The sequence below is a fragment of the Bacteroidota bacterium genome, assembly GCA_016722375.1.
Classification (GTDB): domain Bacteria; phylum Bacteroidota; class Bacteroidia; order Chitinophagales; family LD1; genus Bog-950.
On sequence record JADKJG010000006.1, the window covers coordinates 114,316 to 134,281 of the forward strand.

At 42.2% G+C, this 19,966-nt stretch carries 29 protein-coding genes; 6 read left to right on the forward strand and 23 right to left on the reverse strand.

Going from position 1 to position 19,966, the window contains the following annotated elements; all coding sequences use genetic code 11:
- The first annotated feature begins 13 nt into the window (after nucleotides 1–13).
- The 3 genes from IPP77_09640 (at nucleotide 14) to IPP77_09650 (ending at nucleotide 2,696) form a co-directional block, all read left to right on the forward strand.
- Nucleotides 14–823, forward strand: a complete 810-nt coding sequence (locus tag IPP77_09640) for a M48 family metalloprotease (protein ID MBL0309916.1) — start codon at nucleotides 14–16, stop codon at nucleotides 821–823.
- 19 nt (nucleotides 824–842) lie between these two features.
- Nucleotides 843–1,286: a hypothetical protein gene (locus tag IPP77_09645; protein MBL0309917.1), complete on the forward strand. Its 444-nt coding sequence runs from the start codon at nucleotides 843–845 to the stop codon at nucleotides 1,284–1,286.
- A 123-nt stretch (nucleotides 1,287–1,409) separates the two neighbouring features.
- A complete protein-coding gene (locus IPP77_09650) occupies nucleotides 1,410–2,696 on the forward strand; it encodes a citrate synthase (protein ID MBL0309918.1) in 1,287 nt (428 codons plus the stop codon).
- 25 nt (nucleotides 2,697–2,721) lie between these two features.
- Here IPP77_09650 and IPP77_09655 read toward each other — a convergent pair whose 3' ends face one another.
- The 8 genes from IPP77_09655 to IPP77_09690 form a co-directional block, all read right to left on the reverse strand.
- Nucleotides 2,722–2,916 (reverse strand): hypothetical protein, encoded by a 195-nt coding sequence (locus tag IPP77_09655; protein MBL0309919.1) that lies wholly within the window; start codon nucleotides 2,914–2,916, stop codon nucleotides 2,722–2,724.
- A gap of 11 nt (nucleotides 2,917–2,927) precedes the next feature.
- Nucleotides 2,928–3,137 carry an LPXTG cell wall anchor domain-containing protein gene (locus IPP77_09660; GenBank protein MBL0309920.1) on the reverse strand — a complete coding sequence of 70 codons (210 nt, stop codon included), beginning with the start codon at nucleotides 3,135–3,137 and terminating at the stop codon, nucleotides 2,928–2,930.
- Nucleotides 3,138–3,161: 24 nt separating this feature from the next.
- Nucleotides 3,162–3,731 (reverse strand): hypothetical protein, encoded by a 570-nt coding sequence (locus tag IPP77_09665; GenBank protein ID MBL0309921.1) that lies wholly within the window; start codon nucleotides 3,729–3,731, stop codon nucleotides 3,162–3,164.
- A gap of 30 nt (nucleotides 3,732–3,761) precedes the next feature.
- Nucleotides 3,762–4,649: a hypothetical protein gene (locus IPP77_09670; GenBank protein ID MBL0309922.1), complete on the reverse strand. Its 888-nt coding sequence runs from the start codon at nucleotides 4,647–4,649 to the stop codon at nucleotides 3,762–3,764.
- Between the two features lie 97 nt (nucleotides 4,650–4,746).
- Nucleotides 4,747–4,947 carry a hypothetical protein gene (locus tag IPP77_09675; GenBank protein ID MBL0309923.1) on the reverse strand — a complete coding sequence of 67 codons (201 nt, stop codon included), beginning with the start codon at nucleotides 4,945–4,947 and terminating at the stop codon, nucleotides 4,747–4,749.
- Nucleotides 4,948–4,989: 42 nt separating this feature from the next.
- Nucleotides 4,990–5,142, reverse strand: a complete 153-nt coding sequence (locus tag IPP77_09680; GenBank protein MBL0309924.1) for a lmo0937 family membrane protein — start codon at nucleotides 5,140–5,142, stop codon at nucleotides 4,990–4,992.
- A gap of 46 nt (nucleotides 5,143–5,188) precedes the next feature.
- Nucleotides 5,189–5,374 carry a CsbD family protein gene (locus tag IPP77_09685; protein ID MBL0309925.1) on the reverse strand — a complete coding sequence of 62 codons (186 nt, stop codon included), beginning with the start codon at nucleotides 5,372–5,374 and terminating at the stop codon, nucleotides 5,189–5,191.
- Between the two features lie 130 nt (nucleotides 5,375–5,504).
- Entirely contained in the window at nucleotides 5,505–6,359 is an 855-nt protein-coding gene (locus tag IPP77_09690; GenBank protein ID MBL0309926.1) for an RNA polymerase sigma factor RpoD/SigA, read from the reverse strand.
- A gap of 115 nt (nucleotides 6,360–6,474) precedes the next feature.
- Between IPP77_09690 and IPP77_09695 the strand changes: the two genes are divergently transcribed.
- Nucleotides 6,475–6,693: a hypothetical protein gene (locus tag IPP77_09695; GenBank protein ID MBL0309927.1), complete on the forward strand. Its 219-nt coding sequence runs from the start codon at nucleotides 6,475–6,477 to the stop codon at nucleotides 6,691–6,693.
- 276 nt (nucleotides 6,694–6,969) lie between these two features.
- On the opposite strand, the gene IPP77_09700 is transcribed toward IPP77_09695, so the two are convergent.
- The 9 genes from IPP77_09700 to IPP77_09740 form a co-directional block, all read right to left on the reverse strand.
- Nucleotides 6,970–7,143 carry a hypothetical protein gene (locus tag IPP77_09700; protein MBL0309928.1) on the reverse strand — a complete coding sequence of 58 codons (174 nt, stop codon included), beginning with the start codon at nucleotides 7,141–7,143 and terminating at the stop codon, nucleotides 6,970–6,972.
- Nucleotides 7,144–7,589: 446 nt separating this feature from the next.
- Nucleotides 7,590–7,790 (reverse strand): hypothetical protein, encoded by a 201-nt coding sequence (locus IPP77_09705; protein MBL0309929.1) that lies wholly within the window; start codon nucleotides 7,788–7,790, stop codon nucleotides 7,590–7,592.
- Between the two features lie 166 nt (nucleotides 7,791–7,956).
- Nucleotides 7,957–8,397 (reverse strand): hypothetical protein, encoded by a 441-nt coding sequence (locus IPP77_09710; protein MBL0309930.1) that lies wholly within the window; start codon nucleotides 8,395–8,397, stop codon nucleotides 7,957–7,959.
- 90 nt (nucleotides 8,398–8,487) lie between these two features.
- Nucleotides 8,488–8,688 (reverse strand): general stress protein CsbD, encoded by a 201-nt coding sequence (locus tag IPP77_09715; GenBank protein MBL0309931.1) that lies wholly within the window; start codon nucleotides 8,686–8,688, stop codon nucleotides 8,488–8,490.
- A gap of 107 nt (nucleotides 8,689–8,795) precedes the next feature.
- Nucleotides 8,796–9,338, reverse strand: a complete 543-nt coding sequence (locus IPP77_09720; protein MBL0309932.1) for a DUF2141 domain-containing protein — start codon at nucleotides 9,336–9,338, stop codon at nucleotides 8,796–8,798.
- Nucleotides 9,335–9,742 (reverse strand): hypothetical protein, encoded by a 408-nt coding sequence (locus IPP77_09725; GenBank protein MBL0309933.1) that lies wholly within the window; start codon nucleotides 9,740–9,742, stop codon nucleotides 9,335–9,337. The genes IPP77_09720 and IPP77_09725 overlap by 4 nt, the downstream gene beginning before the upstream one ends.
- 14 nt (nucleotides 9,743–9,756) lie before the next feature.
- Nucleotides 9,757–10,113, reverse strand: a complete 357-nt coding sequence (locus tag IPP77_09730) for a phage holin family protein (GenBank protein ID MBL0309934.1) — start codon at nucleotides 10,111–10,113, stop codon at nucleotides 9,757–9,759.
- 103 nt (nucleotides 10,114–10,216) lie between these two features.
- A complete protein-coding gene (locus tag IPP77_09735) occupies nucleotides 10,217–10,507 on the reverse strand; it encodes a YtxH domain-containing protein (GenBank protein MBL0309935.1) in 291 nt (96 codons plus the stop codon).
- A gap of 155 nt (nucleotides 10,508–10,662) precedes the next feature.
- The gene (locus tag IPP77_09740) at nucleotides 10,663–11,220 is read right to left on the reverse strand and encodes a helix-turn-helix transcriptional regulator (GenBank protein MBL0309936.1); all 558 of its coding nucleotides are present in this window, start codon (nucleotides 11,218–11,220) and stop codon (nucleotides 10,663–10,665) included.
- A gap of 676 nt (nucleotides 11,221–11,896) precedes the next feature.
- Here IPP77_09740 and IPP77_09745 point away from each other — a divergent pair.
- Complete coding sequence (locus IPP77_09745; GenBank protein ID MBL0309937.1) at nucleotides 11,897–13,258, forward strand: hypothetical protein; 1,362 nt, start codon at nucleotides 11,897–11,899, stop codon at nucleotides 13,256–13,258.
- A 254-nt stretch (nucleotides 13,259–13,512) separates the two neighbouring features.
- On the opposite strand, the gene IPP77_09750 is transcribed toward IPP77_09745, so the two are convergent.
- The 6 genes from IPP77_09750 to IPP77_09775 form a co-directional block, all read right to left on the reverse strand.
- On the reverse strand, nucleotides 13,513–15,414 hold the full coding sequence (locus IPP77_09750) for an ABC-F family ATP-binding cassette domain-containing protein (GenBank protein MBL0309938.1): 1,902 nt from the start codon (nucleotides 15,412–15,414) through the stop codon (nucleotides 13,513–13,515).
- 139 nt (nucleotides 15,415–15,553) lie between these two features.
- Nucleotides 15,554–15,835: a hypothetical protein gene (locus IPP77_09755; protein MBL0309939.1), complete on the reverse strand. Its 282-nt coding sequence runs from the start codon at nucleotides 15,833–15,835 to the stop codon at nucleotides 15,554–15,556.
- Between the two features lie 78 nt (nucleotides 15,836–15,913).
- The gene (locus IPP77_09760; GenBank protein MBL0309940.1) at nucleotides 15,914–16,327 is read right to left on the reverse strand and encodes a hypothetical protein; all 414 of its coding nucleotides are present in this window, start codon (nucleotides 16,325–16,327) and stop codon (nucleotides 15,914–15,916) included.
- A 101-nt stretch (nucleotides 16,328–16,428) separates the two neighbouring features.
- Complete coding sequence (locus IPP77_09765; protein MBL0309941.1) at nucleotides 16,429–17,322, reverse strand: T9SS type A sorting domain-containing protein; 894 nt, start codon at nucleotides 17,320–17,322, stop codon at nucleotides 16,429–16,431.
- Between the two features lie 217 nt (nucleotides 17,323–17,539).
- Entirely contained in the window at nucleotides 17,540–17,794 is a 255-nt protein-coding gene (locus IPP77_09770) for a hypothetical protein (GenBank protein MBL0309942.1), read from the reverse strand.
- 1 nt (nucleotide 17,795) lies between these two features.
- Nucleotides 17,796–18,371 (reverse strand): sigma-70 family RNA polymerase sigma factor, encoded by a 576-nt coding sequence (locus tag IPP77_09775; protein MBL0309943.1) that lies wholly within the window; start codon nucleotides 18,369–18,371, stop codon nucleotides 17,796–17,798.
- A gap of 107 nt (nucleotides 18,372–18,478) precedes the next feature.
- Between IPP77_09775 and IPP77_09780 the strand changes: the two genes are divergently transcribed.
- Entirely contained in the window at nucleotides 18,479–19,855 is a 1,377-nt protein-coding gene (locus tag IPP77_09780; GenBank protein MBL0309944.1) for a hypothetical protein, read from the forward strand.
- Nucleotides 19,856–19,966 lie beyond the last annotated feature (111 nt).

The following is a 19,966-nucleotide window of genomic DNA, read 5'->3' on the forward strand; positions in this document are numbered from 1 at the left end:
ATAATTAGCCAAAATGAAAAAACAGGTATCCACTTTATCCTTTGTCCTAATAGTTTTCCTCAGCGTTTTATCCTTTACTTCTTGCAAGAAAAGCGACTTGAATCTGTTTACTATTGACGATGACAAAACCTTTGGTTTGCAAATGGAAGCAGAAATAGCCAGCAAACCCTCCGAGTATCCGCTGCTCGACAAAACGGCCTATCCCGCTTCCTATGCCTATCTGGAAAGTATGAAGAGCAATATTCTGAATTCGGGTAAATTGGACTATGCATCTGATTTTGCTTGGAAACTATATATCATTCGCGATGATGCGGTTCAAAATGCTTTCTGTACACCCGGAGGCTACATCTATATCTATACGGGCTTGATAAAATATCTCGACAATGCATCATCTCTAGCCGGTGTGATGGGACATGAGATGGCCCACGCTGACCAACGCCACTCTACCCGACAGATGACGGAACAATTTGGTATTACCACTCTTTTAGAAATTGTGCTGGGCCAAAACCAAAATGCCTTGTCCGATATTGCGGCACAACTTTCTGTGCTTGCTTTCAGCCGTGCAGACGAAACCGATGCAGACAAACATTCGGTAAAATATTTGTGCCCAACGCTCTACCGCTCGGATGGCGCGGCGGATTTTTTTCAGAAGATTATTAACTCAGGTGCCAGTTCGCCACCGGCGTTCCTTAGTACCCATCCTAACCCGGATAATCGGGTAGCCAATATCCAGAAGGAGAAAACAGACTTGGGTTGTGCAAGTACACCATCCAATCAGTTAGATATAACAGATTATGCTTCGTTTAAAGCCAGTTTGCCTTAGTACTTCGATATTTTGAAACATGAAAAAAAACCAATTATTTCTTTTAATTTTTTTGTTGATGGCCGGGTGCTTTGCAATGGCGCAGACTGATTCGGTCACAATACTAAAGACGAAATCTGCTTTCACGCATGAAGATTCTGTGTATTTATCAAGGATCAATACCAGCGGCAATCTGATGATAGCTGGAGGAATAGGCTTGTGCGGAGCGGGTGGTTATTTGATGTATCAGGGTTTTAAAGTTTACAATACTGCGGTATTGAATAATGACCCAAAAGATATCAATCGAAATCACAAGCAAGGAACAGCCTATATCATAGCAGGAGGAGTGGCCATAGCCGGGGGGATTATTCTTACCGCCTTCGGAGCGCGCAACAAACACGAATTTATGATGCGCAAAAAGATGATGTCGCTGGAATCTGGCCTGTTAGACAACGGAAACATTGGCTTGGCGTTAAATTTTTAGCAATAGTCCCACTCTGGGATAAAATTCAACCTTTTTTTTTATCTCTTTTATTACTTTTGGCGCGCCCGCTTGCAAAAACATATTTTGCTTGCAGTTTATTAATAAGATAAAACAGTTTATATCATGGCAGAGACAGCAACCATTTCGCTCGAAGGAAAATCTTATGAATTTCCGGTCATCACAGGTACCGAAAACGAGAAAGCAATTGATATCAGTAAGTTGAGAGGGCAGACAGGTTATGTCACCTTTGATGAAGGATACCGCAACACCGGTTGCACCGTAAGTAATATTACTTTTCTCGACGGAGAAAAAGGTATTCTGCGCTACCGTGGATACAACATTGAAGACCTAGCAGAGAAAGCCACCTTCCTCGAAGTAGCGTACCTCCTGCTGAATGGCGAACTGCCCAATCAAAAACAACTATCTAATTTTGAACACATGGTTTCGCAGCACACATTGGTGCATGAAAACCTGATGAAAGTATTTGAAGTTTTCCCGACCGGTTCGCATCCTATGGGACAGTTGATGACCATGATTTCTGCTCTTTCCTCTTTCTATCCTGAATCTCCCAGCCCAAATCAAAGACCGGAAGCTAGCAACCTGACTATCATCCGTCTTCTTGCCAAGATGCCTACCATCTGCGCTATGATTCAGAAAAAAGGAAAGGGGCATCCGATTCTTTACCCACAGAATAAATACGATTACGTTTCCAACTTCCTGCACATGACCTTCGGAAATGTGACTGAAGAATATAAAGCAGACCCTGTTGTGGTAAGTGCTATGAATACTCTTTTGATTCTTCATGCCGACCATGAACAGAACTGTTCAACAGCAACCGTGCGTATCGTTGGTTCTTCTCATGCCAACTTGTATGCTTCGATTGGTGCTGGTGTAGCGGCCTTATGGGGTGCGCGACATGGCGGGGCAAATCAAGAGGTGTTAGAAATGCTCGAATATATCCGCGACAAGGATAAAGGCGACGTGAAAAAAGCCATTGCTGAAGCTAAGGACAAGAAGCGCTTGCTGTATGGATTCGGTCACCGGGTGTACAAGAATTTTGACCCCAGAGCTAAAATTATTAAGAAGGCTGCTGATAATGTATTGGCTAAACTTGGCAAGAAAGATCCGCTGCTCGAAATCGCCAAGGAATTGGAAGAAGCAGCTTTGAACGATCCATACTTTATCGAAAGGAAACTTTATCCAAACGTTGATTTCTACTCCGGCTTGATTTATAAAGCTCTTGGATTCCCAACTCCTATGTTCACTGTGCTTTTTGCCTTGGGAAGATTACCCGGATGGATTTCTCAGTGGAAAGAAATGCGCGAAAAGAATGAAGACATCGGTCGCCCGCGCCAGATATATAACGGCCCGGTTCAAAGACCGTTTGTTGGGATTAAGGATAGGAAGTAAGGAAATTAATTCCTTCCAACCTGAACTAAGATTCGTCTTTGGTATTGCGCACCAAACCGATGCCAGAGATGAAAAACAATAAACCAAGCACCCCGTAAATGATGAGCGATTTAATATCGTGCGTGCCCCCAGATGTATTGGCAAATACTACAGCCGCGTAAATAAGCCCAGCTATACCTAATATGGTAAGCAGTGTTCCGAAAATTCGTTTTACATCCATTTGGAGGAGGATTATTTTTTTGTGCCCTGCCACAACACCAAACCACCAATACCAATCAAAGCGATTCCCAGTAGCGGTGACCAATTCATATAATGTGGTTTGTCTCTGGTAATTTCTAGCGCACCTATATCAACTACTTTTTCTTTTGTAAAAAACTTGAAAGAGGTAAAAGCCGTTAGGCCGATGCCAGCGATGAGTATAATAATGCCTGTAGTTTTCATGTGGATTTATTTTTTTGTGAATTTTTAAAATGTAACTCCGATATTAGCAATAGTTGCACCCCAGCCAATTTCTCCAAATACGGCGACTTTCTTAAACCAATACCTTGCACCAACTTGAGGCCCACCATATATGAAGCCATAAACACCTGCTTTGGGACCGGAATGGAACGAAGGACCTCCTCCAACATTCAGGCCGGCATACACGTCTAAGCGATCCTTAATAGTAGCTCTCGTCGCTTCCAGAATGTGGAAGTTAGCCTTGAACCCAATAGGAATCCCCACGGCCACGGCGTTATAATAAAGTTTATCATTCTTATTATAATAACGACCATAAACAAAGACGTTGATTCCGGTTTGCCAGCCGATGCCGATGAAACGGTGAACCTTATATTCACCGGCGATGTTTAAGGACAAACCGCCCGAACCCAGATGGTTGAGAGGGTAATACTGATAGGGTAAAAAGACTACCTGAGTAACTCCCAAACCTGCGGAATACATTCCTTTCTTATCGTGTATCCATCCCTGGGCGTTTACAGTAGCGTCCAAGAAAATGGTAAACAAAGTGGCGAGTATGATGATCTGAATTGTTTTCATGTTGTTATTGTTTGGAGTATTTTTTGGCTCTTATTTTATGTTGTCTAATTTGGTTTTCACCTCATATACTTTTTGCCTTTGCGTTTCAATGTCTGCTGTTTTAAGCATTTGCTTTTGCTGAATCGTAGAGGTATTTCTCTCTTCTGCGCGATTCTCCTTACTCATGCTATACTTATCTTTGCCCTGTGCTTCATTTCGTTTTTGAAGTTCCTTCTTTTCATCTTCCATTTGACTCAGCGTTTTCTTGGCTCCTTTCGTCGCATTGGGGTCAGAAGCAGTACGATCCACCATTCCCTTTTGGTTGCTTATTTTGTCTGACGAGTTTTGTATGTCTGCCTTGTTGGTGATGATGGCTTCATTTGAGCGCTCGGTAGCCCGTTCATTTTCTTGGATGGTTTTCACTGACTTCTCTTCATCCTGGTTTAATCCGGATAGCTGTTTTTCCATCAACTGAAGTTTGTTTTGTTCCGTGGCCAACTCTTCCTGCACAGCCGCCCGATATTCCTGGATGGCAAAGTCATGTAGATATTTTTGTGCGGCTAACTCACGTCCACTATTTGGATCCTTGAAAAGGAAATCGGTGCCATTTTGAGTAAACCATGCGGTGAGACGGACACCCTCCGTGGTTCCCATTAGCTGACTGAAGATAGTAAATGGATTCGGTGAAATATTTGGATGCGACACATTGGGTTGCTCAAAGGTTCCATTGGCCGCCTGGACACGTCCTTTGCTTTCCTTGCTCATATACTTTAACCAGTGCGATTCCACATTCTTTAAAGTTGTTTGAGGAATTTGCACTACAAAAGTTTGTTGCGACACGTTCATGTATGGTTGTGAAGATATAAGGACGGTAATCGGCTTTTGTGCAAATACCGATGTCGAAATGGCATATAGTGTGATAAATAATCGAAGTTTCATTGCTATAAAAATTTTGGTGGGTAGAGGAAATATTTCACTCCACGAGAAAAAAAAATACCGGTGCCCTTGAACGACACCGGTATAAGAAAAGGGTAAATTAAATACTGTTTTTGCAGGAATATCCCTGAGCTTCGTAAGCATCCAGTGCCAAGCCGTACAAGGTGTTGTTGCTATAATCCTTCTCACAAACTCTTACTTCCGGTGAAGAGCTTTTAGTGCATACCTGACACCGTTTGCAGGACATAAGTCCTGAAGAAAGGATAAGCGCGAATGCTGATGCAATGAATACTTTTTTCATGATGTTTTTTTGTTTTAATTAAATGGTGAAATGAAATGCTGCTTAAAGGCTTTTGCCTCTAATGATCCGAAACAAGACCGCAATCAGAGCTATGACCAAAAGGATGTGAATAAGCCCTCCGGCATGAAAGCCAAGAAATCCGATTGCCCAACCAATGACTAAAATGACGGCGATGATATAGAGTAGGTTTTCCATAAAACTATTTTTTAAGCGAGTGATAAATAATTGATGGTGATAGGGTTTAAAGCTCAGAAAGAATTTTGTGCAGTTCCTCTTTTGTTTTACCCAATTTGATTTGAACGCGGCCCGACATTTCTTCTTTCTTGCCTTCGGCAAACATCAAATTATCGTCGGTCAGTTCTGCAAATTTTTGTTTCAGTTTTCCTTTTTGCTCGTGCCAGTTTCCTTTTACCTCTGTAGTATTCATTTTGTTTTTATTTAGAGTGTGCAATAATTTTCACAATGCAAAGATGCACTGTTTGTTGCTAGATGCGTTACACATTTGATTAAAAGAGTTACATCATTCACACATTTCCGCTTTGAAACTTACTTTTATGTTATGCGGTCCTTCGAATTGCAGGATTTTGCCTGATCTTATTGAGAGCGGTATGTTTAATCTGCCGGGCCCGCTCTTTGGAGATATTGAGTTTCACACTGATTTCACGAAAGTTCATGGGCTCCACGTCATCCATGCCGTAATACATTTTTACAACTTGTAATTGATTTAGGTTCAGCCTGCTTAAAAGGTGCCTAATTTCTATGTGCGATGAATCCGTATACTCTATTTCATTACCAGGTATTTCAGCATTCTCGTTTTCAATAATATCCAAAAGTGAGGTTGTATCATCAGTCGAAAAAGGAGCATCAATCGAAAGAGGTTTGGCAGAGCACGTTAATGTATTCTGTATGGTGTTCGTTTTGGTTCCCAATATTTGGGATAGTTCTTCCAGCGTTGGTTCTTGATTGAAGTCCTGCTCCAACTTTTTAAAAGTCCGCGTTACTTTAGCAAGCAAATTGGTTTGGTTCGCAGGTAAACGAATTATCCGGGAGTATTCGTTCAGCGCTCGGATGATAGATTTGCGAATCCACCAGATGGCATAGGAAATGAATTTGAACCCTTTGGTTTCATCATATTTTTCAATCGCTTTGAGTAGGCCAATGTTTCCTTCGCTAATCAAGTCTGCCAATGCCAATCCTTGATTTTGATAATGTTTTGCTACTGAGACGACAAAGGGAAGGTTTGCTTTCACTATTACTTCGAGCAATTGCATGTTTCCGAATCGGTATTCTTTGATGCACCGAGTCTCCTGCTCGGGCGAAAGAAAGTCGCCCGCTTGGATTTCTTTTAAATAGGTTTCCAGCGAATCGCTATCCCGTTCAATTGCCCCATTGTTTATGTTTAAGCGTTTCATTCTCAACATGCACTGCGTTCATTTAGTTGTTCGTTGTTTATCATTTGCAAAAATGACCAGTTGCGCTATATATGAGTTACACAAGCCGTGAAAAGAGTTACATCATTCACAGATTATGAAATATCGCGACCTTCTATTGGGCAATGGTCTGACGATTGGTCGAGAGGTAGGGCCTATTTTATTATTACCCTTTTTTTCTTTTGTTTTGAGCGATCTAAATCACCACATCTTTCCTATCACCACAAAACGAAACAAAATGAAACGAGCTATTCTTAAAATGCACCACAAAACTGCGGTGGTTGTCATCGCCCTTTTTCGCGCTTGCATCAAATAAACTTTGACAAGTTGTCAAGTTGCGTCTTTTAAAAATAAAAATAGGGCAACGGTTGCCCATTGCCCTTGAGAAAGAGAGAGAAATATTTTAAGGTACTTTTTATAAGCCTCGATTAGTCAACTTTCGTAGGATCGGCTGCTTCTGGAATTTCCATTTCCGTTTTTGTTTCTTCTGTAAGGCCCTGATCAATAATTCGTTTTGGGTTTTCCCCGGTCGAGTTATCTTCAATAAACGGGACTTATTTTGAGAAGTGGTCTCGCTGGCTGCCAGTGCGGCCTATGGAGCGCACTTTTCGGTACACTTCTTTGTCCTTTTCAGGGTAGTTGTTTCGTCCGATTCTGTTTCAGGGGTAGTTTTATTTGTCACCTTTTGACTTTCAGAATCGTTGCCTTGTGTTTGCTTGTCCGACGGCTGATTGGTTATCGGATTATTTTTTTCATCGTTTTTCATAGTATCTGGATTTTAGTTTTGTTGCGGAACTGCGACTCGGTGAAGATGAGTCTCTTTATAAAGAATAGCATTACACAATTGCATAAATTAGTTACAAGATTCTCACATTTGTCTGAGTCTGAGTTTCAATTAATTTTCAGTGCTTCTTCTCTTTCTGAACTGGCTGTAAAGCGCGAGAACAGCAAGTAGAGAAAAGGTGATGACTAGGAGCCATCCCATCGGGGGAAGGCTGCGAAGATATTGAAGGGCGTTTTCCATTTCCTTTTAGATTAATGATGAGCTTTTCGTTCGATGATGATTGTCCGGGGGCGTTCGCTGTGGATGCGGTGCGCGTGCCGCACGCGTCTCTGTTGCCTCTCGGTCACCAAACAGGAGGATGTTGTGAGGAGCAAAGTCATTGATGCGATAAAAAGTATTTTCTGGTACATAGATTTTGTTTCGGCTGATTATAAATTTCTGCAGGAATAACCGGTGGCTTCGTAGGAATCGAGCGCGGCTCCGTATTGCGCATTGGTGTTATAATCCTTTTCGCATACTCTGATTTCAGGCGAGGCATTTCGGGTGCAGACCTGACATCGCTTAACGCAGGAACTTAAGGACATGAAAATAGCGAGTGCAAAAACGGTGATGAAGGATATTTTTTTCATGATGGATATAGTTTGAGTTTTGTGATGCAAAGATGAACCGGTGGGTGGTTAATACGTTACACAATAGGGAAAAAGAGTTACATCATTCACAGATTATGGGTGGTCGCCACAAAAAAAAATGAACGACCCACCCGGGTCGTTCATTGTCAATCAGTAACCGGTAATCTTAATTCTTGTTGTCCTTGCCTAGATCCTTGAATGCATCGCCGATGCCATCCATGTCATGTTTAAATTCGCGCTTGAAAACTTCCCAGTCAGACCGTTCGTTTTCGTAGTTAGCCAATCGGTTTCGCAACTCCATGTTTCTTTGTTCAAGGTCTTCTATTCTCTTTTTGCGAAGTCCGTCTAACGGAGCTTTGCCTGGTTTGTTCAACTTTTCATTAAGCATGGAGATTTGCTTTTCGTTGTCAGCAATTCTTGCTTCTGCTTCGATTTTAAATGCCGGATATTCGGCGTTCAGTTCTTTTTGGGCTTCATTTAGGTTTGCCTTTGCATCTTGTACCTCTTCCTTTGCTGCTTCTACTTTCTTTTCTTTCGAATCGCATGAAGTGAAAACTCCTCCTGTAATTATCAGGGCAACTGCCGCTTTAAAAAATATTTTTTTCATTGTTTGTTTTGATTTAGGGTAAGATAAAATGATTTGAATTTGATAAAAAGCATCCCGCATTGCGCGGGATGCTCTATAATTAAAATTTGACTAAAGGGAATTGATGATAGTCGCAAACTCTTCTTTGGTCTTACCAAGTTTCGTTTGCACCTTTTTCATCATTTCTTCCTTCTTACCGTCTTCATAGCGTAAATCCGCCTCGGTTAAGGTTGGAAATTTAGCGATGAGCTTTGTTTTTTGTTTGTTCCAGTTTCCTTTTTCAGGAACTGGTGGAACTTTTAAATCTGTCATGTTATTGAATTTAGTTGGTAACGGAATTGTTACACTGCAAGGATGACCCTCTTTCAATAATAAAGCGTTACACATTTCGAGAAATATGTTACATCATTCACACCTTGCTAATTAAGCAGCTTGATATGGATGCTATTAGCACGTGCAGTATAGTTGAATTTGCAATTGTCGAAGGAAGGCTTTTTTACCAGCGGTTTGAAGTTGTTCGAAAAAGCATACGGCTCAGTGGGTAAACCCAAAACATTCCTATCTACCACACCATTACTGTTTATGTCCTGATAAATCGCTATGCCAAATTCTCCGTAGGGGATGCCATCAAGCTTTGCCGCTAGTTTTCCTTTGGAAGGATTGAATCGGAATTTTTTCAGTTGAGCGCCTTTATCCAAAAAAACACTGGATCGTTCGTAAATACTTATTTCTACCGGCGCGGTGAGCGATTTCAAATTGGTCACAATAACTGTCAGCGGGATATTTGTTTTGGCCTTTTTCTTTTCCACCACCGAGTCTTTGGTTTCTTTTACGGTCTCTACCACCGAACTATCTACGCTTTCCTCCACTGGTTCAATAGAGGGCGACACATTTTGTTTGCAACCGGGAATGGAAAGTAGAATACTTAATCCGGTAAGGAATAGAAAAATGCGTCCTTTCACACCGGCTCATTTTCGGTGTGATTCGATTTTGCTTTTGGGTTCTTATCAAGAAGAGAACTAACTCCTGAAATTATTTTCGACACATTGTTATTAATAAGCGATGTTGAAATTTTTTCCAATATCACCGAACTGATAAACCCTTTGACACTCCGGTTTCGTCCGAAGACCATATCTATTAGAAAAGATGTTCCCAAATTCAATCCTACTTTAACCACGTCCACCTTGACATCTGTATCGGTAGCCAATTCATGCAAGGACTGTTTTACAATCATAACCGGATTAAGGGTATTGGCAAACTCTCTAAAAGTAAGCTTCAGGTCTTCCTCCTGTTCAACTTTCTTTTCGCGCAGTTGCGCGATGCGAATCATCAAATCGGCGTGATTGAATATTTCCGGGTTTTCCATAATTCTTATTACTGTTATTGTTTACTGAATACTAATCGAATCATTTTATCGCGTATGGGTCGCTTGATCAATTTCTCTCTTCCAAACACGAGAAAAAGTCCCAGCACCAAGTAGAATACTGCAATGATTCCAAAGCCTGAGTAATTATCGCCGAGCAGATTGGAAAGGTAAAACCCTACCCACAGGCTTATAAAAAACAGGAACAGGCTACTTACCACACCTACCAATAGGCCAATAATTAGACCAGAACCAATTACCGCAGAACGCTCTGCTGCTTCGAGTTTACCTAGTTCATAATTGGTGCTGACATACGTCTTCAGGCTTTCGGTCAACTCCTCTATCTTTTCTTCTAGCTGCTTCTGATTGTCCATGCGAATTTGAATTTTTACTATTTGCGTTTTCCCTTGTGAAAAGAAAGCCAACCGAAGAATTCAGGTTCCCCGGTTGGCAGATGCACGTTTAATGCAGGTTGATTTAGCTGCGATTACCAGAAATGTGTTCCATCTTTTGCTTCATTCCAGATTTAGCGTCTTCCACCTTATCCTTGGCAAGAACCTCCAGTTCCTCTGCTTTTTCGCGCAATTCTCTTGCTTGCGATTTCATTTTTTCTTTGAAATCCTCCGCCAAATCCTTTGCACCGGTCAGCAACTTCCCGCGAGTGTTACTTCCTTTATCGGGGGCAAATAAAATCCCAAGCGCGGCTCCGGTCACTGCGCCTACCAAAAATGCGGCAATCACCTTGCCCGTGTCGTTTGAATTTCCCATTGTTTTATTATTTAAGTTGCAACTGAATTGTTGCAGTACAAAAGTGAGCTTTTTTAAAGTGGAAAGCGTTACATACTTCTCCAAAAGAGTTACATCATTCACAGGTTTACCGGCTATGGCCGAATTTCACCCTTCTTTATCAAACAGAAAAACCCTTACCGATCCTCCGTCTCACGCTTTTTCTTCTTGAGCTCTTTAAAGAAGGATGGCGTAAGCCCCGTCACCTTCTTAAACTGGTTAGATAAATGTGCCACGCTACTATAATGCAACTTATATGAAATCTCCGTCAGGTTCAACTCATCATAAATCAGCAACTCCTTCACTCTCTCAATTTTATGATTGATAATGAACTGTTGAATCGTGATGCCCTTCACCTCCGAAAAAATATTTGAAAGATACGTATAGTCATAATCCAACTTCTTGCAGAGGTAGTCCGAAAAATTTACATCTGGCATTTCATCCGTATTGTGAACCATTTCAATAATCAGGTTCTTGATTTTTTCAATCAAAATGGCCTTGCTATCATCCAGCAACTCCAGTCCCGACTGAAGCAGGTTTGCTTTCAGCTCCTCCCGTTGTGCTTGCGTAATGTCCTCCATGATTTCAATCGAGCCCAGATTCACTATCACATAATGCAACCCAAGTTTTTTCAACTCCTCCTTCACCATCATCTTGCAACGAAGGCTGACCATGTGTTTGACGTATAGAATCATATAGGCTATAGTGAACAATAAAACTAATCGAAAATTCGGAAACATGCTTTAGAACAAAACCCGCTGAGTGCCAAATTCTTTTGCCTAACCTCCGAAGGGGGAACAATGCAAAAACCATTTTGCGCTGTCTTTATTCCCCCTTCGGGGGTTAGGGGGCCGTCTTAAAGGCTTTTGTAGTCTTCGGCCAACATATTTAGATTGGTGAGGCACTAACCGAGAAAAAATTATCAGGGCTAAAGCCATTTAGTAAGAGCCAGATTCTCACCACGCTAAAGCGCGGTGTTATATAGCTCCGCCATTTATGGCGGAGGGTTTGGAAGGTTTGTATTGGCTTTAGCCGTGATTTTTAAAAATTACATTGATTTTAAACAACAGAAGCAAAATATTGTGTCTGTATTTCGCATTCGCAGAGAGACGCAATATTTTGCGTCTCTACTATTGGCTTCCCCCGCCCCCAAATGTGTGAATCATGTAAATCATTTCCCAAGTTGTGTAACAAAAATGGTCGGCATCGTTTCATCTTCGCTGCTCAAAAGGGGTGTGTTTTTTTATCGCTGCCATGTTTGGGGAATGTGCAGTGATTTAGCGTCCCCGATTTTTCGGGGGCGTTTTTATACTTTGATTACTTCACCCCTCTTTTTATAAATTCTATTTTTAAACCCATTTATCATAAGAAATGAAGGCAAAGAAGGCCCATAAAAAACTCCCTGAAAAGTTAATCCAATCCTCCAACTTGTTTCCGGTGGTGGGCATTGGCGCTTCGGCTAGTGGGCTTGATGCATTTAAAAAACTCCTCAAAGCCGTTTCGGAAGATTCGGGAATGGCCTATGTGCTGGTGCAGCATTTAGATCCCAACCATGAAAGCATGTTGCCCGCGTTGCTTCAAAAAATTACGAATGTTCCAGTTTTGGAAGTGGTGGATGATATAAAGATAGAGCCCAACCACATTTACGTCATTCCAAGCAATAAAATGATGGTGGCCACTGACGGGGTGCTGTTGCTCACCACCCGTCCCGATAAAAACAAATTCGAGCGCCACCTGCCCATTGATCTTTTCTTTGCATCGTTGGCAGAGGTTCATCAATCACATGCCATTGGGGTGGTCTTGTCGGGCACCGCCTCTGACGGCACCCTCGGATTGAAAGCCATAAAGGATCACGGAGGCATCACCTTTGCGCAAGATGAAGCGTCGGCAGCTTATGAAGGAATGCCTCATAGCGCCGCTCAGGCTGGCGTCGTTGATTTTATTCTTCCTCCCGGAAAAATACCTCAGAAAATAATGGAGGTAACCAGCATCATCAACAAAAATGGAGGAGAGGAATTCTTGCCCAAGAAGGAGGAGGATGCTTTTAAGCAAATGATTTCTTTACTACGCATTCGCAAGGGAACCGATTTTACGTATTACAAGCAAACCACCATTCGCCGGAGAATACTTCGGAGAATGGCGCTGAATAAAAACGACGACCCACAGGCGTATCTTAATTTTTTACGAGAGAATAAATCCGAACAGGATATTTTATACCTGGACCTGTTGATTCCGGTCACCGATTTTTTTCGAGACCCAAGTAGTTTTGAAGGGCTAAACGAAAAAGTTTTTCCAGACATCATCAAAAACAAAACGGGCCACGATTCTATTCGGGTGTGGGTGGCGGGTTGCAGCACCGGACAAGAAGCCTACTCCATTGCCATTTGTTTCAGAGAATTTTTGGGCGACAGCCAGCAAAAGGTACAGATTTTTGCTACCGATATTAGCGAGCCTGCGATAGCAAAAGCACGCTCCGGCATTTATTTAAAGAACGAACTGGAGTCCGTAAGTGCGCATCGCTTGGCTGAGTTCTTCGTCAAAACCAATGGTCATTATCAGGTAAAAAGGTACGTGCGGGATATGTGCATCTTCGCCAGCCACAATTTTGTAAAGGACCCGCCTTTTGGCAAAATAGATTTGGTGACCTGTCGCAATGTCCTGATTTACATGGAGCCTTGGAACTTTAAAGCGTTACACAGTTGTGGAAATAAGTTACATGATTCACAGATGTAGATATTGCATAGTTTTTTGACGTCGGGTTTTTCCTTGGCAAGGAAATATAGTGCTAATCGTGTTTTGGTGATTCGGATTTGTTAAAACAAAGAAGGTGCGTTTTCCGAAGAACTGTATCTGGGATGAATCCAGAACAGACATGATTGTTAGGGTTAATAACTTGCTATTACAACTATCTTAATGAATATCCATTTTCCCAAAACGGGGGACTGGTTGCAGCTATTCGGAGCCTGTTCACTAAACTGTGTCAAAAGCTAAATTCCTTCCGCAAACTCGCTCAACTCTAACCAGCGCAGTTCTTTTACTTCCAACTCTTTGGAAACATCGCCCAGGCGGCTAATCATGTTGTTCAGTTCTTCATAGCCTGCATCACCGGAGTTGATTTTTGCGTTCAAGGCTTCTTTTTCTCTTTCTAATTTTGGAAGTTCTTTCTGCAAAGTATCAAACTCAAACTTCTCTTTGAACGAAAGTTTCTTTTTCACCTTCTCCTTTTCAGGTGCCGGTGGGGTTACGGTAGCTGTGGTGAGTTCGCTGGTGCGAACCTGCGTATTTTGCTTTTTCTTTTTGCGCACCTCATCCATTCTCCACTCGGTATAGTTGCCGGGGAAATCATTGACCAGACCATTTCCTTCAAAAACAAAAAGATGGTCTATCAGTTTATCCATAAAATATCGGTCGTGCGACACGATGATGACGCAGCCCTGATATTGTTCTAAGAAATCTTCCAGCACTGTCAACGTGACCAAATCCAAATCGTTGGTCGGCTCGTCGAGAATGAGGAAGTTGGGGTTGCGAAAAAGAATAGAAAGCAGTTGCAGACGCTTCTTCTCGCCTCCGCTCAGTTTGGAGATGTAAGTGTATTGCTGTTCGGGGGTGAACATGAACAGTTGCAGAAACTGACCGGCAGAAACCTTGGTGCCGTCTGCCAATGGAAAATGCTCGGCAATGTCTTTCACAAATTCGATCACTCGCTTATCCTCCTTCACCTCCAATCCCTTCTGAGAAAAATATCCGAACACCACCGTTTCCCCTTGATTAACCTTACCCGAATCAGCTTTTTCCAAGTCCATGATAATATTCAGGAAGGTAGATTTGCCTACGCCATTTCTTCCGATAATGCCGATGCGCTCGCCTCTTTTGAAACTATAATCAAATCCCTTCAGGATGATTTTTTCGCCATAAGCTTTATAAACCTTCTTCAGTTCTAAGATTTTTCCGCCCATGCGGGTCATCTTCACCTGCAACTGAAGTTTTTCTTCTACTCTTTTAGAATTGGCCTTGTCCTCTACGTCATAAAAGGCATCTATTCGTGATTTTGATTTGGTGGTGCGCGCTTTGGGCTGCTTGCGCATCCACTCCAGTTCTTTCCGATAGAGGTTGCGGGCTTTGTCAATCGAAGCCGCTTCGTTTTGCTCGCGCGAAATTTTATCGCGCAGATAGCTTTCAAAGTTTCCGCGATGGATATACAGTTCTTGGTTTTCCAGTTCAATGATTTCATTGCAAACCGTGTCGAGGAAAAAGCGGTCGTGGGTGACGAGCAGCAAAGTGGTTTTTTGATCTGAAAGAAAATCAGCCAGCCATTCTATCATTTCAAAATCCAAATGGTTGGTCGGTTCATCCAACATCAGGAAATTGTTGCGGTCGCCGAAGCTAATGTCAATCAACACTTTGGCCAACGAAAGCCTCTTTCTCTGTCCTCCCGACATAGAGTTTGCTGTCTGGTCCAAGTCGGTGATGTTGAGTGAGGTGAGGATTTCTTTCACCTTACTTTCAAAATTCCAGGCGCCGAGTTCCTCCATCTTTTCCATCATCTCGGCGATTTTTTTATCGTCGTGATGCGCCGTCGCCAATTCATACTCGCGCACTGCGTTGATGACCGGATGATTATAGCTCAGGATATTTTCAAGCACCGTTTTCTTTTCTTCAAAGACTGGGTTCTGATCCAGAAAACAAACTTGTACGTCCTTATTCACCCAGAGTTTGCCCTGATCCGGCGTGTCGCGGCCAGCCAGAATATTGAGCAGGGTGGTTTTGCCTGCTCCATTGCGCGCCACTAGCGCTACCTTGTCGCCTTCTTCTATATTGAAGGAGATATTAGTGAATAGAGGCTTTTCTACAAAAGACTTGGTGAGATTTTCTACGCTTAAATAATGCATTGGGGCGCGAATATAAGATACGGCGGCGCTTTTACCGGTTGCGAACGACTTTGGTTTCGGGTAACCGTTGCTTCATAAAAATAGAAGAAGTCCCCCAACAGGCAGGACTTCTTCATTCAACCACCCACAAAAGCTAATCCTACATTTTCATGCAGTCGGCGGTACAGACATGTCCCTTTTGACCATGTTTTGCATGTTTCATATCCATGTTACAGGCTTCAGAGCATACGTGGCCTTTCTCACCATGAGCGTACATGTGCTTGCCGTCTTTACAGGCTGCCGTGCAAACGTGGTCTTTCATGACCATTTGTTCGGTTTTGGCTTTGCCCTTTTTCTGTTTACTGTCTTTCTGTGCAACCTGTGCATTTGCTGCGAAAACAAACCCTGCCAGAGCGACTACTAAAAATACTTTCTTCATCATTTTATTTGATTTAATGGTTACTGCCCGCACGGAGGCATATAAATTATGTAAACAGCAATCCGCGCCTTGCTGATATTTTTAACCTTCTTTACTGACAAAAGCTCCAAGCACCGCTCCATAAACCAAATGTCCCATCAAGCTGCCGAGCGCCATCATCATCATACTTCCTTCCATAGGTGCAGACATCATACCCATCATGCCAGCAACGGCCATCATGATCTGTGCAAAAACAAAGACCAGAACCCCATAGGCTGCGCCGCGCAAATAATTATTGCTGATGGGCAAGGCCTTGTTCATCAAGTAGAAATAGCCCAGAGCAAAAATAATCCCAATCATAAAGTGCATCACCCAGCCTACCATCATTGGCATGTCCATCATACCGCTGAGCATTGCTGCAGCATTCATTTTCGGAAAGCCCATCATTGGGGCGATGTACATCAAGGCCGTCATGGCGGCTGTTCCGGCTATTCCGCCAATCAAGGCGCTTGTCATAGAGTTTTTCATGTTTTTTTGTTTTAAGGTGAATTAAATTTTGACCAATGTCGTATTGATAGACGTAGCTTTTCAAAAACCTTTCAACCTCCGAATACATTTTAATGAATGACGGATAACTTTCTGCTTTCCACAGTGGATTTATCCGAAAATATGCGCAAGAAATAGACTCCTTCTGGCAGGGCCTCCACATTTAATGTACGTTGTACTTCGGTATAGCCCTTTACCAACTGCCCGGCAGTATTATAGATTTCGATATTTTTCTCTTCGCTGTTTTGAAAATAGATTTCTCGGTTTGCCGGGTTCGGGAAGAATCGGAACAACTCTTTTGTACCCACCTCCCCGATACTGGTTGAGATGACCGGTTCCGTGATGCTGTGTTGAATAGCTGACTGCACGATATACTTTGACGGCATGGTTTGAATCATTCCAATCACGTTAATCCGGTTCCGATTCCAAAGGGGGTCGGGAAGAAAGGTGCTGGTAATGACCACGCTGTCACCTATGTTTTGCGGGACAGTAAAGGACAGGCCGTTGCCGGGGAATAATTGCCGGTGGAATACATCATAATGTACATTCTCTCCATTCGGGGCATTGTAGAAAATAGTGTCTTCGGTAATGACCGCGAATAAATTCAGTGTGGTATAACCGTGTGCATCGGTTTGAATAATGACTGCTTTGGTCAGAATGCTGTCTGAGCCGTTGACAGATGTCATGCTCAAATTCAATTCAAAAGGCGCACTTTGGTTGAGGGTGCTGTCATAGGCCGCCATCGGAACCAGCGGATTGATCGGTGGGATTACTTTTCCCTGCACAACGGCGCGAGGAGTGGATCCAAAAATTCCATAGAAGTTCGTCCTGGCATCGTTTTCACTTTTATTCTGTTTGCTGAAAATACAATTGACATAGGGGCGCTTGGATGATAAGCTACGTGCAACACTTCCGGATAGCTCCCGTGCAACGTGGAGAAAAATGCGGGATTTTTGGCTGCACAAGTGGAACAAAGGGTATTGGTGAAGTGTTCAACTATCACCTGTCGAGGTGTTTGCGCCTGTAATTGAAAAATTAGCAGACATGACATCAGAGTAGTCGTGAACATAGATGAAACGGAAGTAAACCTCAATTTAAAATTCATAAAGAAATAATGGTTTAGTTAATAAAGATGTAATCCGCCTGAATAGACGAGAAAGTCAGGCCAGCCCTTACAGAAAACTATTGTTTTTCTTGTATAACCTGAACCATTCGTTCTTTCTCTGCTTCCGAAAGGCCGGATGCAGTAGGCTGCTTTTGTTTCAATTGTCGAGCGATAAAAGCGGATTGTTTTGCAAATAGCGAACAGAACTTGCACATGGAAAGATGCAACATTAAATCAAATCGCTCCTTGAACGAAAGTTTTTTTTGTTCTCGTTTAGTAACTAGAAAAGTGGCCTGTTCGCAATTTAACATCATGGTTTTCAAAAAATTCATACTACTTCTTTATCCAATTTATTTCCAGACACTTTCGCAACTGCAATTTTGCTCGGTGAACAATTACCCAATAGTTGGACGGAGCAATTTCCAGTTCCTTACACACTTCCTCGGTGGGCATATCCTCTATATACTTCATGGTAAACGCAGTATTTTGCGCTGCCGTTAATTTTTCCTTACATTTTTCCAACACCATCATAAACTCTTCCGATTCCAAAGGTTGCGAGTAATCTATGCCCCAGTCTTTAGGCATTGCATCCGCTTTCCATTGGCCATGCTCGTCAAAATAATAATCGCGATCCACGACCTGTTGATTCAATTCCCGGGTTTGATGTTTGGCTTTGCTACGGTAATAATCAATGATTTTGTTCTTCAAGATAGTATGCAGCCAAGTTTTCTCAGAACTGTCGCCCCGAAAATTTTTCTGGCTTTTGAGCGCTGAAAGAAAAGTATCCTGCACCAAATCCTGCGCCACTTCTTTATTTGAAACCCGGTAATAGGCCCAGCCATAAAGGCCGTCGGCGTATAGCTTCACCCAAGAATGGATAGTGAGGTTCGGGTCTTGGGGATTTTCCATGAGGGATTGTTCGCCGACGAAAATACCATTTAGGAGGGAAAATTGCAGCTATAAAACTCCCGGATAGAATTTGAGTGAGATGGTTTGTTTTTATATTTTGCAGTCAAATGGGCTACCTCCTCCATCTTGTCAATTCGTTTGATGAAAATGAATTGATGCAATTCTGCAATCTGGAATTGGAAGGCAAAGAGCATATCGTGCGAAACGAATATGCAAGTCACCAACACAACGAAAAATTCGACGAGTCTGCACTTCGTTCTAAATTGGGGTTAACCAAAACTCACTTGGATAAAATAAACTCTATCCTTCTTGACAAAGTGCTGACGCATATAGCAGGAGCAAGTCTGAATGACAAATTTGAATTTCTGGCAGGCAAACAATTGTATCCGCTCATTTTGCACAAACTGAAACTGGGGGAGAAAAAACTGAAGCAGGAGAAAAACATAAAGAGCTTAAAAGAATTTTATGTCATCGCTTCTCGAATGACTATGCTTTTTAATTACAATGATTTTCCTGTAAAGCAAATGACTTATTACTGCCGGTCGTACAAGAATTTGTTAGCTAAAGAAGAGGTGTCAGCTCGCTATCGGATGTCGGCGAAATGTGAAGAGTTGTTGATTCATTATTACCATGCGCGTAAGGACGGGACAAAGAAAAAGGATGCTTCGCTGAAAAGATTGTTGAAGTTGGAGCAAGAGGTCAAAGACAAAAAAATGTATGAGACAGAACACGCAATCTATATTGGGATCAGCGGATATTACGAGTCCGTAAACTGGGAGAAAGGCTTGTATTATTTGAAAAAGGCAGAGGCGGCTGCCCAAAAAGTTTACGATAAAATCCATGACCGCGACAAGGTATTTTTGATCTCCATGATAGCGCAGCACCTCATTGAATTCAGCAGGTATCAGGATGGCGTAGATAAGTATAAGGAGCTATTTCAAGAGTTTCCGGTTCTGGCCGGAGTGCGCCTGTATCATCCCTATCAATACGTATTTGCTCTGTTGATTGTAAAGGACTTGAAAGGCGCTGAGGTCATCTTGAGAAAATATATTGAGCCGTTCCTAAAAAATGAAAATGCTCGACACCTTCATTTCAATATCCTCCGCCTCTACGCCATCTATCATTTGCTGAATAAGGATATTGAAAAAGCGGGGCGATGCCTGCAACAGATTTTGCAATTCGGGAAAGAGAATTTTACTCCGCTTGGCGATTTGCTTTTTCGCCTTGTCCATAATGTGTATTGTGTCCAAAAGGGGGACTATGTGCTGGCAGCAGATGTGTTTAGGAAGAACATGAAATATATTGACTCCAAACTACAAATACAAGAGTTTACTGTATATAAAAAGATATTTCTTGCCCTTGGTAAAGTGATTCGTTTCAAAAGCAAGGCCGATTCTAGTAAGAAGACTTCCCTATTAAATAATATGGAAGTGGGAGAAGGCCGGGAGCGCCTTTACATGGATTTAATCAGACTTCAGCTATAAAAATAACCCCAACCCCTTATCCTTTTTAGTAAGAATTAACCTCTTTTGGGGATGGCTTTACCTTGCATCATAGTTTCATTTGTCGTCTAAATATTTTATAAACCTAAAACC